Origin of the sequence: Microbacterium hanjuni, from assembly GCF_043556395.1 — a bacterium.
Taxonomy (GTDB): Bacteria; Actinomycetota; Actinomycetes; order Actinomycetales; family Microbacteriaceae; genus Microbacterium.
On the sequence record NZ_JBIGIK010000001.1, the window covers coordinates 994986 to 1010023 of the forward strand.

A 15038-nucleotide genomic window follows, 5' to 3' on the forward strand; every position below is an offset into this window, starting at 1 on the left:
TCCGCCGTCCCCGGCTGGCGTCGGAGAATCGCACCGATGTCGGAGGTGTGCGCGTGGATCCTCCGACTTCGGTGCGATTCTCCGACGTTGGTGATGGCCGATGCCGCGGGGACGGCCAAGGGCCGCCCGGGTGTCCCGGACGGCCCTCGAACAACGGATGCTGGTTACAGCAGGTCGTTGTCCTCCAACCACTTCTTGGCGATGTCGGGGGTCGAGAGCTGATCGACCGTCGACTGCACGTTGAGGGCGACGAGGCCCTCCGGCGTCAGCGCTGCGCTCACGGCGTTGATGGTGTCCGAGACCTCGTCCGCGACGTCGCTGTTGACCACCGGGACGACGTTGGACGCCAGGAACAGACCCTCCGGGTCTTCGAGCACGACGAGGTCGTCGGTCTGGATCGACGGGTCGGCCGTGTAGACGTTGGCTACGTTCACGGTGCCGGCGACGAGGTCCTGCACCGTCGTGTCACCGGTGGCGGAGAACGCGACGTCCACGTTGTACGTGTCCTTGAGACCCTGGGGTCCGTACGGACGCTCGGCGAGCTCGGCCGGGCCCCCCAGGGTGAGCGGCACGTCGACATTCGCGAGGTCGGCGATGGAGGTCAGGTCGTACTGCTCGGCGAAGGCCGCCGTGACCGTATAGGAGTCCTGATCGGATGCCGACGACTGGTCGAGCACCTCGAGGCCGTCGGGCAGCGCGTCCGGCAGCGCGGCGTACACGTCGTCGGACGTGCGCGCTTCGGTGTCGGGCTCGAAGAACTGCAGCAGGTTGCCGGAGTACTCCGGGAACAGGCTGACCTCGCCGCTCTCGAGGAGCGGGATGTACGCGTCACGCTGACCGATGTTGAACTGGCGCTCCACCGTGACGCCTGCGCCCTCGAGCGCCTGCGCGTAGATCTCGGCGATGATCTCGTTCGAGTAGTAGGCCTGCGAGCCCACGACGACCGTGGAGCCTGCTTCACCGCTGGGGGCGGTGTCGCCGGAGTCGAGGGGGTTGCTGGATGAGCAGCCGGCGAGCGCGAGCGCTGCGACGGCGCCGAGCGCGAGGCCGGCGAGGCTCTTTCCGGTTCGTGCTGTGAACATGGATTTCCTCTTTCTTGGTGAGAGCGGGAGTCGTGGGGTGGGGGAAGGCTCAGGCGAAGTCTGCACTCTTCGGCTCGAGCGTGCGAGGCGCCGCGACACGCGGCTTCTTTTTGGCGCCGGCGCGACTGCCGGATGCTGCCGCACGAACGCCGCGCGGCACCACCGCGTGCTGCAACAGGGCGAACAGTCCATCGAGGGCGAGCGCGAGTACGGCGACGAGGATCGCCCCGCCGATGATGACGGGAAGCTGCTGCAGCGCGAGGCCGGTGATGATGTACTGGCCGAGGCCGCCGAGTCCGATGTAGGCGGCGATCGTCACGGTGGCCACGACCTGCAGGGTCGCGGCTCGGAAGCCGCCGACGAGCAGCGGCAGCCCCAGCGGCACCTCGACACGCCACAGCACCTGCCACTGCGTCATCCCCATCGACCGCGCGGCGTCGATGACACGCCGATCGATGGCTTCGAAGCCGGTGTAGGCGCCCGCGAGGATCGAGGGGATCGCCAGCACGACGAAGGTGATCGTCGCCGCCTGGGGCTTGAAGACGACCCCGATCACGAGGGTGAGCAGGATCAGCAGGCCGAAGGAGGGGATCGACCGCGCCGCGCCCGAGATCGCGATGGCGATGTCACGACCACGACCGGTGTGGCCGATGTACCACCCGAGGGGTACGGCGATGAGACCCGCGATGAGCACGGCGACGGCCGTGTACGCGAGTTGTTGCAGGATCGCGGTCGGGATCGAGGCGAGGCGGCCCTGGTCGCCGGAGAAGATCCAGGCGAAGGCTTCGGCGATCAGGTTCACGCGTTCGCTCCGACCGGGAGGGCGGGCGAGCGCACGGGGCGCGGCGTGTGCACCCGTCGGGTCCACGGCATCAGCATCCGTCCGGCGAGCACCAGCACCCCGTCGACGACCAAGGCGAGCACGACGACGGCGAGGACGCCCGCCAGCACCTCGGGGATGATGTTGCGCTGCAGTCCGTTCGTGAACAGATAGCCGAGGTTGGTGATGCCCACGAGCACACCGACGGTGGCGAGGGAGATCGTGCTCGCCGCGGTGACGCGCACCCCTGCGAGCACGACGGGACCGGCGAGGGGGAACTCCACCGCCCAGAATCGACGGAACGCCCCGTAGCCCATCGCCGTGGCGGCCTGGCGCACGTCGGGGTCGACGGAGTCGAGGCCGTCGGACACGGAGCGCACGAGGATCGCCACGGCGTAGATGGTGAGCGCGACGATCAGGTTCGTCTCGCTCACGAAGGAGTACCACCCGGTCAGGCTGGGCAGCAGGATCAGCAGCGCGAGCGAGGGGATCGTGTACAGCAGACCGGTGATGGTGATCACACTGCTGCGCACCAGCTGGTAGCGCCAGGCGATCCACCCGATCGGCACGGACAGCACGAACCCGATGATGAGCGCGACCACGCTCTGGCGCAGGTGCGTCAGTGTCAGTTCGCCGATCAGGGCGAAGTTGTTGACGACCCAGGTCACGGCGTCGGCGCCTCCACGAGCGCCCCCTGGGTGCGGCCTTCGCCGTCGACGACGATCGTGCCCCGCGCGGTCTGTTCGAGGTGCAGCGCCCGCTTTCCCTTGTCGGCGCCGATGAAGCTGGCGACGAAGTCGTTGGCGGGGTTCTCGGTGATCTCCGACGGCGTGCCGAGCTGAGCGATCTGCGCACCCTTCTCGAGGATGGCGACCTGGTCGCCGAGCAGGAACGCCTCGTCGATGTCGTGCGTGACGAAGACGATCGTCTTGCCGATGTCGCGCTGGAGGCGGAGCAGTTCTTCCTGCAGCTCGGCGCGCACGATCGGGTCGACGGCACCGAACGGTTCGTCCATCAACAGGATGTTCGGATCGGCGGCGAGCCCCCGGGCGACACCGACGCGCTGCTGCTGGCCACCGGACAGCTGGCTGGGATAGCGATCGGCCATCGAGCTGTCGAGACCCACGGTCTCCATCAAGGCGAGAGCTCGCGTGCGCGCGGCACGACGGGTCTCGCCCTCGAGCACCGGAACGGTCGCGATGTTGTCGGCGACGGTGAAGTGCGGCATCAGTCCGGAGTTCTGCATGACGTACCCGATGCTGCGGCGCAGCTTCACCGCGGGCCGCGAGGAGATATCTTCGTCATCGATCGTGATGACGCCGTCGGTGGGTTCCACCATGCGGTTGATCATGCGAAGGAGCGTGGTCTTGCCGCACCCGGAGGAGCCGACGAAGACCGTGGTGCGCCGCGAGGGGAGGACCAGGCTGAAGTCCGCGACCGCTTGCGTTCCGTCGGGGAAGACTTTCGAGACGTTCTGGAACTCGATCATTCGTCGCGCACCTCAGTCGACGACCGAGATCCGCGGGTCGAAGGCGACGTAGCCGGCGAAGTCGGTGCCGGCGCGCTGTGCGGCGCCCGGGCGAAGTTCGGGGTACGACCAGGCTCCGTCGACCAGGCCGACACCGTCGAGGTTGACGCTCCAGTACTGGGCTGCACCCTTCCACGGGCAGGTGTACGGCGTCGGGCTCTTCTCGAGGGCGCCTTCGCGGATGCTGCGGGGCGGGAAGTACCAGTTGCCTTCGATCGAGACCAGATCGTCCCGGTCGGCTTCAGCGATGATCACGCCGTCGAGTACAGCCTTCATGGTTCCTCCTCAGGGCATTCCCCGAGCGCGAAAGGCCCGGCCAGATCCGCCACGTTATAGGACGCTACCGACATGGCGGCGTGGTGGGGGCCGATTGCCGGTGCGGGGTCGTTGTGTTACGAGTGCGGCGGTGCTCAGACCACGCGCGCGCCCGGCACCGGACCGTGCACGTGCAGCGCGGTCAAGCCGGCGGCGCTGAGCGAGATCTGCAGATCGAGCGCCGAGGCGTCATCGGCGGCGAGGAAGGCGATCGTGGGACCGGAGCCCGACACGATCCCGGCGAGGGCCTCGGCCCTCTCCCCCGTCTCCAGGGCGCGGGCCAGATCCGGGCGCAGCTTGAGGGCCGGCGCCTGAAGGTCGTTGCGGAGGGCGGCCGCCAGCATCCCCGGGTCTCCTTGACGGAGGGCATGCAGAACGTCGGGGTCGACGCGCGGCTGACGTGGTGCCGGGCCGATGTCGACCAGGTGGCGGGCGCGGTGAGCGTCGAGCTCGCCGTACACGACGGGGGTCGACATCCCCTCCTCGCTCAACACGAGCACCCAATCGAAGCGGCCGTGCGCGAGCGCCGGGCTGAGCTCATCGCCGCGGCCCGTACCGATGGCCGTACCCCCGAGCAGGGAGAACGGCACATCCGCGCCGATACGGGCGCCGAGGCGGGCGAGTTCCGCCGTCGACAGCCCGGTACCCCACAGCGCGTCGCAGGCGACGAGGGCTGCCGCAGCATCCGCCGAGCCGCCTCCCATGCCCCCCGCCACCGGCACCGACTTGCGGATCTCCAGGTGCGCGCCCCGGTCGGTCCCGGTCGCCGCCGCGAGGAGAAGCGCCGCACGCACCGCAAGGTTGCGTTCGTCGACCGGCACGTCGCCGAGGGGGACGTCTCCGGAGACGTGCGCGGTGATCTCCTCCGCGTCGCTGGCCCACAGGTCCTCGTACAGCGACACCGCCTGATAGGCCGTCGCGACGTCGTGGTAACCGTCCTCCTGCACGTCCCCCACTTCGAGGAAGACGTTGATCTTTCCCGGCGCGCGCACGTGGACGCGGCCGGCGGAGGCGGCAGTACTCACCGTCGAGCCGAATCCGCCCAGAGGTCGACGTCGATCGCGTCCGAGACGGCATCGATGCGCTCGAGCTCCTCGGTGTCGAACGCGGGTCCGCTGAGAGCGGCGAGGTTGTCGTCGAGCTGCTCGGTGCGCGAAGCCCCGATGAGCGCGGAGGCGACGGTGGGATCGCGCAGCACCCATTGGATGGCCATCTGCGCGAGACTCTGCCCGCGCTCCTTGGCGATGAGGTTCAGCGAGCGCAGCGCCGCGATCGACCGGTGCGAGAGGGCGTTGTCGGGCAGCGAGGAGCGCTTCTGCGCGCGCTGGGCGCGACCGTCGCCGAGGTACTTGTCGGTCAGCAGCCCCTGGGCGAGGGGCGTGAACGCGATGGCGCCCATCCCCTCCTGGCGCAGCGTCTCGATCAGCCCGTCCTCGACCCAGCGGTTGAGGATCGAGTACGAGGGCTGGTGGATGACTAGCGGCGTGCCGAGCGAGGCGGCGACCGCGGCGGCGACGGCGGTGCGCTCGGCGCTGTAGGAGGAGATGCCGACGTACAGGGCCTTCCCCTGGCGCACGAGCGTGTCGAGGGCTCCGATGGTCTCCTCGATCGGGGTGACCGGATCGACGCGGTGGGAGTAGAAGATGTCGACGTAGTCGAGACCGAGACGCTGGAGCGACGCGTCTGCACTCGCCTGCAGGTACTTGCGGGAGCCGAAGTTGCCGTAGGGCCCCGGCCACATGTCATAGCCCGCCTTGGACGAGACGATCAGCTCGTCACGGTACGGCCGGAAGTCCTCGCGCATCATGCGCCCGAAGTTCGTCTCGGCGGAGCCGTAGGGCGGGCCGTAGTTGTTCGCGAGGTCGAAGTGCGTGATCCCCCGGTCGAACGCGTGCCGCAAGAGCGCGCGCTGGTCATCGAACGCGATGTTGTCGCCGAAGTTCCACCACAACCCGAGCGAGATCGGGGGCAGGAACAACCCGCTCGTGCCGACCTGACGGTAGGCGACACCGGCATAACGTTCAGGTGCAGCGGCGTAGGGTCGGTGCAGGTCGCGCACATCCGCGCCGAATCGCTCGAGGTCGCTCACCCTCCGACCCTAGCGCTCGCACGCATCACCGCTGGAGGCGGTGCGGAAATACGACCGTAACCCCGAACGTTTACCTTGAGTACACTTCCGCGTCAGCGGACAGCTCCCCGAGTTCCGAGAGGAGCCGCGATGCCGCGGATCACCCGTCTGCCCTCCGAGACCGACCCTTGGCGCACCATCCTCGCTCGCGAGGACGTGCGCCTGACCGATGGCGTCCTGAACATCTTCGGCGCCCCGGTTTCGCCGAACGAGGCGATGGAGGCGGATCTGCTCTTCGTCGCCGCTGCGATCGAGGGCGCCGGGATCGCGGTCCTGCTCGTTCGCGACGCGAACCGCCGACCGAAGCTGGTCGTCGATGTGAAGGATGCCGGCGCTGCCCGCGCGGCGCTGCGCCAAGCCGCCGCCGACGAGCCGTTGTACCTGAAGGCGGCCGGTGACGATGCGGTGCTCGTGCACGCGCGCGGTCCGAAGACGGAGACGGTCTCCTCCCTCGCGGTGTTCCGGCCCCGCTCCTCCGACGACGGCGCCTACCGCTACGGCGCTTCGCTCGCGCCGCGGCTCGAGTTCTGGCGCTTCGGCGCCGAGACCGTCGAAGCTCCGCGCCCGACCGCGCTCACCCGCCGGATCATCGCCGCCGACGACCTGACCGTCGTGGAGACCGAGCGCTACGGGCGCACCTGGCGCACCGTGCAGGGCATGTTCGATCCGCACCCGAACGAGTTCACCGGAGACGTCGACATGGTCTTCTCCTGGGTCGACGGAACCGACTCGGAGTTCCAGCGTCAGCGCGCAGCGCAGATGCAGGGGTACGTCGTGGGTGAAGGCGATGACGCCGCCGCGCGCTTCCGGCAGATCGATGAATTGCGCTACGCGCTGCGCAGCGTGCACATGTACGCGCCCTGGGTGCGCCGCATCTTCATCGCGACCGACTCGCCCAAGCCGGCCTGGCTCGCCGATCACCCGCGGGTCACCGTGGTTCCGAGCGTGGAGTTCTTCGCCGATCCCTCCACCCTCCCCACCCACAACTCTCACGCCGTCGAGGCGCAGTTGCACCGCATCGACGGCCTCGCCGAGCACTTCCTCTACAGCAACGACGACATGTTCTTCGGTCGCCCGGTCGGTCCGGAGCTGTTCTTCAGCAGTGCAGGGGTCAGCCGGTTCGTGGAGAGCGGTGTGCGCATCGGCGCCGGCGCCCCCGACGCCGCCCGCTCGGGCCACGACAACGCCCTGCGCATCAACCGGGCGCTCCTGCAGGAGCGTTTCGGGCGCGTCATCACGCACGACCTCGAGCACAGCGCCGTTCCGATGCGTCGCTCGATCGCGGCGGAGCTCGAGCAGACGTTCGCGGCCGACTACGCGCGCACGGCCGGCAGCCGCTTCCGCTCGGCCACCGACGTCTCGGTCACCAACAGCCTCTACCACTACTACTCGCTGTTCACCGGACGGGCGGTCGTGACGACCGAGCCGCGCGTGCGCTACATCCAGACCACACGCCTGGACTCGCTGCGCCGGATGGAGCGCCTGCTCGATCGGCGTGACACCGACCTGTTCTGCCTGAACGACGGCAGCGAACCCGAGATCCCGGAAGAGGTGCGGGTGCGCGCCCTGCGCTCGTGCCTGGAGCGCTACTTCCCCGTCCAGGCCCCCTGGGAGAACGAAACGATCGCGATCAGCGACGGAGCGGGATCGGGGCGGTCGGCGGCGGCGACGACCGCGTGAGCTGACGCGCAGCGGGAATCTCGATCCCGGCGTCCTTCAGCCGGGCGCGAGACTCCTCGGCGTCGACGAACTGCAGCGGGGACGCAGCATCCAGCGGCACCACCGAGTGCACGATCGTGTCGTCGTAGACGTGCACCAGGTTGAATCCCTGCGCGCCGTCGTGGGGGCGGGTGCCGCCGACCGGCACCGTCAGATCCTGCGTGTAGCAGGTGGCCGAGGCGACCGAGACGGGGATGCCGGCGAACGTGGCGAACGTCGAGTAGTGCAGGTGTCCGCCGATGATCGCCCGGACGTCCGTGCCGCGCAGCACCTCGGCGAGGCGCCGCTGCCCGCGCAGCTCGACCGACACGGCCAGATCGAGCACGCTGGGCACCGGCGGGTGGTGAAGGGCGAGGATCGTTCCCAGCGGAGCGGGTGTGGCAAGCTCCGCGGCGAGCCACTGCAACTGCTCGTCGGTGACTTCGCCGTGGTGATGGCCGGGGACCGTGGTGTCGAGGGTGATCACGCGCAGCCCGTCGAGCTCGTCGACACGGTCGACGGTGCGGGCGTCGGCCGCCTCGCCGGGCAGCAGCCGCGCCCGGAAGGCCGCCCGGTCGTCGTGGTTGCCCATGACCCAGATGACCCGCGCGCCGAGCCGGTCGGCGAGCGGCTGCACCAGATCGGCGATGCGCGCGTAGGCCTCGTCCTCGCCGTGGTCGGCGAGATCACCGGTGAAGATCAGTGCGTCGGGGTGCACGCCGGATGCTTCGATCGCGGCGAGCGCCCGCTTCAGATAGGCCTCGGAATCGACCGAACCGTACAGCCGCGAGCCGTGCGCGAGCAGGTGGGTGTCGCTGAGATGGAGCAGCACGCGTTCGGGCTGGGGGTACTCGGCGTACCGCATCGATCTCCCTCGCACCGTCGGAACCGGGGTGATGGTTCATGGTGGCATCTGCGACAAGACGCTAGCGATCCGCCTGATGAACGTGCGGTATATCGGCTGTGAAGTGTCGGGGTGTCGCGCTCAGACCGAGGCGCGTGCGATGCGGAGATAATCCTCGACGTCGAGTTCTTCGCCCCGGGCGGTGGGAGCGACCCCGGCACGCTGCAGGATCTCGGATGCTTCCGCGGCCGACCCCCCGAGGACGGCAGCGAGCGCTTGGCGCAGCATCTTGCGGCGCTGCTGGAACGCAGCATCCACGATCCCGAACGTGCGGCGCCGTTCCTCCTCCGAGCCGCGGGCCTCGCCGCCCCGCGCGAAGGCCACGAGCACCGAGTCGACGTTCGGCACCGGCCAGAACACCTGCCGCGACACCGTGCCGGCGAGCCGCCACGAGCCGTACCAGGCGGCCTTGACGCTCGGGGCGCCGTAGATCTTCGATCCGGGCGCGGCGGCGAGGCGCTCGCCCACCTCGGCCTGCACCATGACGACGCCGCGCTCGAGATCCGGGAACGTCTCGAGGAAGTGGAGGAGCACCGGCACAGAGACGTTGTACGGCAGGTTGGCGACCAGCACGCGGGGGTCACCGGGCAGGTCGGTCACCCGCAGGGCGTCGGCGTCGATGACGACGAGCGCGCCCTCTGCCACCCCGTGGGCGGCCGCCGTCGCCGGCAGGCGGGCGGCGAGACGGTGATCGATCTCCACCGCGGTCACCGACGCACCGGTCTCCAGCACCGCGAGGGTGAGCGAACCGAGCCCCGGACCGATCTCGACCACCCGTTCGGAAGCATCCACCCCCGCCACCTGCACGATCCGGCGCACGGTGTTGGCGTCGACGACGAAGTTCTGCCCGAGTTTCTTGGTCGGGGTGACGTCGAGATCCGCGGCCAGACGGCGGATCTCGGCGGCGCCGAGCAGGGTGACGGGCATCCCTTCACTCTAACGAAACGGTGCGCAAGGTCCCGCCGTGGCCCCCCAGGACGGGAGTACCGTGTCGGTCATGAGTTCAACCGGCACGATCCCCGCGAACGCTTTCTCGATGAAGAGCCCCTTCGGGCGAAGAGCTGCGACCCTGTCCATCGCGGCGGCGGTGGGCGGTTTCCTCTTCGGCTTCGACTCTTCCGTCATCAATGGCGCGGTCGACGCGATCGAGGGCAACTTCGAACTCAGCGCCTTCCTCACCGGTTTCGTGGTCGCCGTCGCGCTGCTGGGCTGCGCGGTCGGCGCACTCATCGCGGGAGGGCTGTCGGATCGTTGGGGGCGCCTTCGCGTCATGATGCTCGGCGCGGTGATGTTCTTCGTCTCCTCGGTGGGCTCCGCCCTCACCTTCAGCGTGCCCGACCTGATCCTCTGGCGCGTCATCGGCGGCATCGGCATCGGCATCGCCTCGGTGGTCGCCCCCGCCTACATCGCCGAGATATCCCCCCGCCAGATCCGCGGTGCGCTGGCCTCGCTGCAGCAGCTCGCGATCACCCTCGGCATCTTCGCGGCGCTGCTGAGCGACGCGGTGCTCGCCAACACCGCCGGCGGCGCCACCGAACAGCTGTGGTGGGGCATGGCGGCGTGGCGGTGGATGTTCCTCATCGGCGTCATCCCGGCCGCCGTGTACGGCATCCTCGCGTTCGTCATGCCGGAATCCCCGCGCTACCTGATCGCGAAGGGCCGCAAGGACGAGGCCCGAGAGGTCTTCACCCGTCTCGTGCCCCCCGCCGACCTGGACAAGACGATCAACGAGATCACCTCGGCGATCGAGACCGACCGGAAGAACCAGGGTGCGTCGTTGCGCGGACCGGTGCTGGGCCTGCAGGGGATCGTCTGGGTCGGCATCATCCTCTCCGTCTTCCAGCAGTTCGTCGGCATCAACGTGATCTTCTACTACTCCACGACCCTGTGGCGGGCCGTCGGGTTCGATGAGAGCAACTCCCTGACGATCAGCGTGTTCACCTCCGTCACGAACGTGGTGGTGACCCTCATCGCGATCTGGCTGGTCGACCGCGTCGGTCGCAAGCCCATCCTGCTGACCGGGTCGGCCTTGATGGCGGTGTCGCTGGGCGCCATGGCCCTGTCGTTCTCCTTCGCCCAGGGCACCGGCAGCGATGTCTCGCTTCCCGCTCCGTGGGGCACGATCGCCCTCATCTCGGCGAACATCTTCGTCGTCGGCTTCGGCGCCTCGTGGGGTCCGCTCGTGTGGGTGCTGCTGGGCGAGATCTTCCCCTCTCGCATCCGCGGCAAGGCGCTCGGCGTGGCCGCGGCCGCGCAGTGGATCGCGAACTTCCTCATAACGGTGTCCTTCCCCGCGATGTCGGCGTGGTCGCTGCCGCTCACGTACCTCATGTACGCGATCTTCGCCGCGCTCTCGTTCGCTTACGTCGCTTGGAAGATCCCCGAGACCAAGGGCATGGAGCTCGAGCAGACCGAGACCCTCTTCACGAAGAAGAAGGCCCCCGCGCGCAGCACATCGTGAGCCAGCAGCCTTCGGGCGTGGCGCACAATGGTGTCGTGACCCGGTTCATCGTTGTGCCCCAGTGGCAAGGCTCGGCGTCTTCGCGCGCGATGCAACTCATCGACGGGGCAGAGGCCATCGCCGGGGACCTTCCGACCTCGGCGACGGTGCGGCTGCCCGTCCCGTTGGAGGCGGGTGACCCCCTCGGTACGACGGTGCAGCGACTCAGCGCCCTGCAGCGCGTGCGCCGCGACCTGGAGGTGGCCGTCCGCGCCACGAAGGACACCGTGATCGTCGTGGGCGGGGATTGCAGCGTCGCCGTCGGTGCGGTGGCCGCGGTCGCCGAGGCCGACGTCGCCCTCGTCTGGCTCGACGCCCACCCCGACGCCCACACGCCCGAGACGTCGCCGTCCGGAGCGTTCTGCGGCATGGCTCTGCGCAGCATCCTGGGCGAAGGTCCCGAGCTGCTGACGCTCCCGACGGGCGCGGTCTCCCCGACGCGCGTGATCCTCGCCGGCACCCGTTCGCTGGATCTCGAGGAGGAGCTCTTCGTCGCCGGTGAAGGGATCCGGATGCTTCCCGCCGCCACGCTGAGCGAGCACGACGCGCTCGCGGAAGCCGTCGCAGCCACGGGCGCCGCGCGCGTGTATGTCCACGTCGACCTCGACGTTCTGGATCCCGCCGAGATCTCCGGCATCGGTTCGGCGGATCCGTTCGGGGTGAGCACCGCCGACCTCGTCGCGTCGCTGCGCTCCCTGCACGCGCGCGTGCCCCTTGTCGGCGCCTCGATCACGGGTTTCGCGCCCTCCTCCCCCGCCGCGGCGGTCGATGACCTCGGCACGATCCTGCGCATCATCGGGGCACTCGCGTGAGCCCGCTTCCCCCGCCGCCCGTCGGGTGGCGTGACGAGGCCGAGCGTGCGCTGGCCCGCGGCAAGCGGATCGATCGGTGGATCCCCCGCGTCCTGCTCGACTCCCCGCTCAGTGCACTCGGCTACGCCTACGGCACCGCCGTGGGCTGGGTGTGGGGCACGCTGTGGAGCCGGGGCCGCATCGAGAAGCGCGCCGGACTCTGGGTGTTCCGCGGGCTCCCGTCGTGGGCGTTCGCCCGGGGCGGCGTGTGCGTGGGCGGATGCTTCCTCACCGGCGACCGCCGCGTCACCGACGCGATCCTTCGCCACGAAGCGGTGCACGCCCGCCAGTGGCGTCACTACGGCATGCTCATGCCCGTGCTCTACGCCCTCGCGGGCCGCGATCCCCTGCGCAATCGTTTCGAGATCGAGGCCGGTCTCGTCGACGGCAACTACGTGCCCCGCGACGCCTGAGCCTCAGCGCGAATCAACACTCCGCGGCACGAGTCCGTGCCCGGGCGCAGCATCGCAGCGTGGATTCACGCACGCGAGGATGGATTCGTGCGCGGGATCAGCGCGCGGTGGCGAGGCCGAAGCGCTCGGGCGTGTGCACCGCGCGGGCGTCGACCCCGTGACGAAGGGTGAGTTCGTCGAGGATGTCGGCCGTGCCGAGGTAGCCACCGAGCAGGGTGATGCGGGTGTGGTCGTCGTCGAGGCAGAGCATCTCGCCCGCCCATCCGGCGACCGCGCGGGTGAGGGCTTCGCCCGGAGTGCAGCCGCGGGCGGCGCCGGGGGCACCGGAGCGCTGGGAGCGATCGAGCCAGGTGACGGTCATGCGCGCGGGGGCCTGGATCGGCGCGATCCACGTCGCATCCGGCACCTCGATGAAGATGCGTCCGGTCGAGCAGATCGGCAGCGTCGCCAGCAGGGTCTCGAGATCCATCAGAGACGACTCGTCGGCGGTGATGAGCTGCTGCACGCGGGTGTGCCGGGAAGACCGGCAGACGGTCGCGTTGTGCTCGGTGAGAGGAAGCATGGCACCTCTCACTATACGCGAGCGAAGGGTTGCCTTACCTCACTCACGGGAATCGATCAGCACGCGCTGCAGCTCGCGCACCTCGTCGTCACCGAGTCCCTGGGCGCGCAGATAGTCGGCGGGCGAGCCGTAGTCGCGGTCGAGGCGTGACAGGAGCTCCCGCATGACCGGCGCCGGGGATTTGGTGGCGAGCTCTTCGAGGTGCACGGATTCCGGATGCAGTCGGCGAAGGCGCGTGACGATGTCGGCGTTGCGCGCCTCGGGCAGCAGGGTCTCGGTGCGCGCGTAATCCTCGATGATCGCTTCGCGTTCGACACCGGCGGCGGCGAGCGTGAGCGCCACCGTCACTCCGGTGCGGTCCTTGCCGACCGTGCAGTGCACGAGCACGGGCTGATCGGCCAGCACCCCGCGCACGACCTCGACGACCCGAGCGGCGGATTCGTCGATCAGGCTCGTGTACAACTCGGCGAGGCTCACGTCGTTCTCGAAGAACGACGTGACCGAACCGAGGAAGAGCGGAACGCGCTGGGTGACGAGGTCGAGCCCGTCGACCCGGCTCGGCGACCACTCGACCTCTTGGTCATCGCGCAGGTCGATCACCCGACGAAGGCCGAGCTCGCGCAGCGCCGCGTAGCCGGGGTCATCGACCGCGGCGAGGTTGCCCGAGCGATACAGCACACCCGATCGGGTGCGGCCCGAAGCGGCGGGAAGGCCGCCGGTGTCGCGGAAGTTCATGGCGCCCGAGACGAGCGACCCGGTCTGCTCGCTCACGCGGTGGGCTCTTTCGGGGCGACCTCGTAACGGCCGGCGATCGCGACGCGATTGAAGGCGTTGATCGACACGAGGATCCAGCTGAGCGCGACGTACTCCTGCTCGGTCAGGATGCCGCCGACGTGGTCGTAGACCGCATCGGGGATCCCCTCCTCCGAGATGAAGGTGAACGCCTCGGTGAGTTCGAGCGCCGCCCGCTCCCGCTCGGTGAAGACCCCGGTCTCGCGCCAGACGGCGAGCTGGGTGATCTCGTCCACGGTGGCGCCGGCGGCGAGAGCCCGATCGACGTGCACGCGCACGCAGAACGCGCATCCGTTGAGCTGGGAGGCGTGGACCTGCACGAGCTCCTTCAGCCGCGGTTCCACGCCGGATTCCGCGGCGATACCGCCGACCGCCTTCGCGAAAGCCTCGAGGGAACGGAACGCGGCGGGGGCCGAGCGCGAGAGGTGTACGCGCTGTTCTTCGCTCATATCACCACCCTATGCGGGGCAGAATAGCGGCGTGCCCGACTTCGACGAGTTCTCCTTCCTCTCCGCGCAAGCCGATGACGCCGGCCTCGCCGTCACGATCCCCCGCGGCGAACGCCTCACGCTCGACCTGCCCGACGGTCGCACCCTCAGCGGTCTGCGCTACGGCGGCCCCTCCCCCGAGGTGACCTTCCTTCACGGCGCCGGGCTCAACGCCCACACCTGGGACACGACGATCCTCGCCCTGGGCCGCCCCGCGCTCGCGCTCGACCTCGCCGGTCACGGCGACTCCTCGTGGCGCGAGGACGCCGCCTACGTGCCGCGGATGCTGGCGCCCGACGTCGTGACAGCCATCACCGCGTGGACCGACCGGCCGCAGCTGCTCGTCGGCCAGTCGTTGGGAGGGCTGACCGCGGCTCCCGTCGCCGCCGGAGCCCCGGCGTTCGTCCGTCGACTCGCGATCGTCGACATCACTCCGGGCGTGGACCCGACCGCCGGCCCCTCGCAGGTGCGCGCGTTCTTCGCCGGCCCCACCGACTGGGCGTCGCGCGACGAGCTGGTCGAGCGCGCGCTGTCCTTCGGCCTCGGCGGTGGCTCCCGGGACAAGGCCGCCCGCGGGGTGTGGCTCAACTCCCGCGTCCGCAGCGACGGACGGGTGGAGTGGAAGCACCACTTCGCGCACCTCGCCGCCGCATCGTCGAACGACCCCGTAGCGGCAGCATCCGCCCCGAACGACGCCCTGAGCGCCCTGCTGTCCGAAGCCGGGTGGGAGGACTTCGCCGCCGTCGAGGCCCCGATCCTGCTCATCCGCGCCGAGCGCGGGTACGTGACCGTCGCCGACGCCGAGGAGTTCTCCCGCCGACTGCCGGCCGCCGAGGTGACGAGCGTCGACTCGGGGCACAACGTGCAGGAAGACGCCCCCGTGGTGCTCGCAGGCCTGCTCGCCGGACGGCTCTGACCCAGCCGTGGCGCCTGTCCCGAGCCCGGGAGCGCGTCACG

General features: G+C 69.7%; 17 protein-coding genes. 5 read left to right on the forward strand and 12 right to left on the reverse strand.

Annotated elements, in window-relative coordinates:
• Positions 1–164: 164 nt before the first annotated feature.
• The 7 genes from ACFXP5_RS05060 to mgrA all read right to left on the reverse strand — a co-directional run bounded on the left by ACFXP5_RS05060 (position 165) and on the right by mgrA (position 5834).
• Positions 165–1082: an ABC transporter substrate-binding protein gene (locus ACFXP5_RS05060; protein WP_394527400.1), complete on the reverse strand. Its 918-nt coding sequence runs from the start codon at positions 1080–1082 to the stop codon at positions 165–167.
• A gap of 49 nt (positions 1083–1131) precedes the next feature.
• Positions 1132–1884 (reverse strand): ABC transporter permease, encoded by a 753-nt coding sequence (locus ACFXP5_RS05065; protein WP_394543760.1) that lies wholly within the window; start codon positions 1882–1884, stop codon positions 1132–1134.
• Positions 1881–2570 carry an ABC transporter permease gene (locus ACFXP5_RS05070; protein WP_394527403.1) on the reverse strand — a complete coding sequence of 230 codons (690 nt, stop codon included), beginning with the start codon at positions 2568–2570 and terminating at the stop codon, positions 1881–1883. Before ACFXP5_RS05070 ends, ACFXP5_RS05065 begins: the two co-directional genes overlap by 4 nt.
• Positions 2567–3391 carry an ABC transporter ATP-binding protein gene (locus ACFXP5_RS05075; protein WP_394527405.1) on the reverse strand — a complete coding sequence of 275 codons (825 nt, stop codon included), beginning with the start codon at positions 3389–3391 and terminating at the stop codon, positions 2567–2569. Before ACFXP5_RS05075 ends, ACFXP5_RS05070 begins: the two co-directional genes overlap by 4 nt.
• 12 nt (positions 3392–3403) lie before the next feature.
• The gene (locus ACFXP5_RS05080) at positions 3404–3706 is read right to left on the reverse strand and encodes a DUF427 domain-containing protein (RefSeq protein ID WP_394527407.1); all 303 of its coding nucleotides are present in this window, start codon (positions 3704–3706) and stop codon (positions 3404–3406) included.
• A 134-nt stretch (positions 3707–3840) separates the two neighbouring features.
• The gene (locus ACFXP5_RS05085) at positions 3841–4770 is read right to left on the reverse strand and encodes a 4-(cytidine 5'-diphospho)-2-C-methyl-D-erythritol kinase (protein WP_394527408.1); all 930 of its coding nucleotides are present in this window, start codon (positions 4768–4770) and stop codon (positions 3841–3843) included.
• Positions 4767–5834: an L-glyceraldehyde 3-phosphate reductase gene (mgrA, locus tag ACFXP5_RS05090; RefSeq protein WP_394527410.1), complete on the reverse strand. Its 1068-nt coding sequence runs from the start codon at positions 5832–5834 to the stop codon at positions 4767–4769. Before mgrA ends, ACFXP5_RS05085 begins: the two co-directional genes overlap by 4 nt.
• Before the next feature lie 129 nt (positions 5835–5963).
• Between mgrA and ACFXP5_RS05095 the strand changes: the two genes are divergently transcribed.
• Entirely contained in the window at positions 5964–7553 is a 1590-nt protein-coding gene (locus ACFXP5_RS05095) for a stealth conserved region 3 domain-containing protein (protein ID WP_394543761.1), read from the forward strand.
• Here ACFXP5_RS05095 and ACFXP5_RS05100 read toward each other — a convergent pair.
• Complete coding sequence (locus tag ACFXP5_RS05100; protein ID WP_394543762.1) at positions 7504–8436, reverse strand: phosphodiesterase; 933 nt, start codon at positions 8434–8436, stop codon at positions 7504–7506. The two genes, ACFXP5_RS05095 and ACFXP5_RS05100, sit on opposite strands and share 50 nt — an antisense overlap.
• Before the next feature lie 120 nt (positions 8437–8556).
• Positions 8557–9402: a 16S rRNA (adenine(1518)-N(6)/adenine(1519)-N(6))-dimethyltransferase RsmA gene (gene rsmA, locus ACFXP5_RS05105; protein ID WP_394543763.1), complete on the reverse strand. Its 846-nt coding sequence runs from the start codon at positions 9400–9402 to the stop codon at positions 8557–8559.
• A gap of 70 nt (positions 9403–9472) precedes the next feature.
• Between rsmA and ACFXP5_RS05110 the strand changes: the two genes are divergently transcribed.
• The 3 genes from ACFXP5_RS05110 to ACFXP5_RS05120 are packed head-to-tail and all read left to right on the forward strand — an operon-like array spanning position 9473 to position 12239.
• Positions 9473–10936 (forward strand): sugar porter family MFS transporter, encoded by a 1464-nt coding sequence (locus ACFXP5_RS05110; protein ID WP_394543764.1) that lies wholly within the window; start codon positions 9473–9475, stop codon positions 10934–10936.
• A 35-nt stretch (positions 10937–10971) separates the two neighbouring features.
• Positions 10972–11787: an arginase family protein gene (locus ACFXP5_RS05115; RefSeq protein ID WP_394543765.1), complete on the forward strand. Its 816-nt coding sequence runs from the start codon at positions 10972–10974 to the stop codon at positions 11785–11787.
• Positions 11784–12239: a Fe-S oxidoreductase gene (locus ACFXP5_RS05120; RefSeq protein WP_394527421.1), complete on the forward strand. Its 456-nt coding sequence runs from the start codon at positions 11784–11786 to the stop codon at positions 12237–12239. The genes ACFXP5_RS05115 and ACFXP5_RS05120 overlap by 4 nt, the downstream gene beginning before the upstream one ends.
• 97 nt (positions 12240–12336) lie before the next feature.
• On the opposite strand, the gene ACFXP5_RS05125 is transcribed toward ACFXP5_RS05120, so the two are convergent.
• The 3 genes from ACFXP5_RS05125 to ACFXP5_RS05135 are packed head-to-tail and all read right to left on the reverse strand — an operon-like array spanning position 12337 to position 14042.
• Positions 12337–12801 carry an SIP domain-containing protein gene (locus tag ACFXP5_RS05125; RefSeq protein WP_394543766.1) on the reverse strand — a complete coding sequence of 155 codons (465 nt, stop codon included), beginning with the start codon at positions 12799–12801 and terminating at the stop codon, positions 12337–12339.
• A gap of 39 nt (positions 12802–12840) precedes the next feature.
• Positions 12841–13572 (reverse strand): tyrosine-protein phosphatase, encoded by a 732-nt coding sequence (locus tag ACFXP5_RS05130; RefSeq protein WP_394543767.1) that lies wholly within the window; start codon positions 13570–13572, stop codon positions 12841–12843.
• Complete coding sequence (locus ACFXP5_RS05135) at positions 13569–14042, reverse strand: carboxymuconolactone decarboxylase family protein (RefSeq protein WP_394543768.1); 474 nt, start codon at positions 14040–14042, stop codon at positions 13569–13571. Before ACFXP5_RS05135 ends, ACFXP5_RS05130 begins: the two co-directional genes overlap by 4 nt.
• A gap of 31 nt (positions 14043–14073) precedes the next feature.
• Between ACFXP5_RS05135 and ACFXP5_RS05140 the strand changes: the two genes are divergently transcribed.
• Positions 14074–14997, forward strand: coding sequence for an alpha/beta fold hydrolase (locus ACFXP5_RS05140; protein WP_394543769.1), 924 nt, complete (start codon positions 14074–14076; stop codon positions 14995–14997).
• Positions 14998–15038 lie beyond the last annotated feature (41 nt).

Coding starts and splice junctions, on each gene's coding strand:
- ACFXP5_RS05095 (WP_394543761.1), top strand. CDS start 5,964: ATGCCGCGGATCACCCGTCTGCCCTCCGAGACCGACCCTTGGCGCACC.
- ACFXP5_RS05075 (WP_394527405.1), bottom strand. CDS start 3,391: ATGATCGAGTTCCAGAACGTCTCGAAAGTCTTCCCCGACGGAACGCAA.
- ACFXP5_RS05110 (WP_394543764.1), top strand. CDS start 9,473: ATGAGTTCAACCGGCACGATCCCCGCGAACGCTTTCTCGATGAAGAGC.
- ACFXP5_RS05125 (WP_394543766.1), bottom strand. CDS start 12,801: ATGCTTCCTCTCACCGAGCACAACGCGACCGTCTGCCGGTCTTCCCGG.
- ACFXP5_RS05080 (WP_394527407.1), bottom strand. CDS start 3,706: ATGAAGGCTGTACTCGACGGCGTGATCATCGCTGAAGCCGACCGGGAC.
- rsmA (WP_394543763.1), bottom strand. CDS start 9,402: ATGCCCGTCACCCTGCTCGGCGCCGCCGAGATCCGCCGTCTGGCCGCG.
- ACFXP5_RS05100 (WP_394543762.1), bottom strand. CDS start 8,436: ATGCGGTACGCCGAGTACCCCCAGCCCGAACGCGTGCTGCTCCATCTC.
- ACFXP5_RS05135 (WP_394543768.1), bottom strand. CDS start 14,042: ATGAGCGAAGAACAGCGCGTACACCTCTCGCGCTCGGCCCCCGCCGCG.
- ACFXP5_RS05060 (WP_394527400.1), bottom strand. CDS start 1,082: ATGTTCACAGCACGAACCGGAAAGAGCCTCGCCGGCCTCGCGCTCGGC.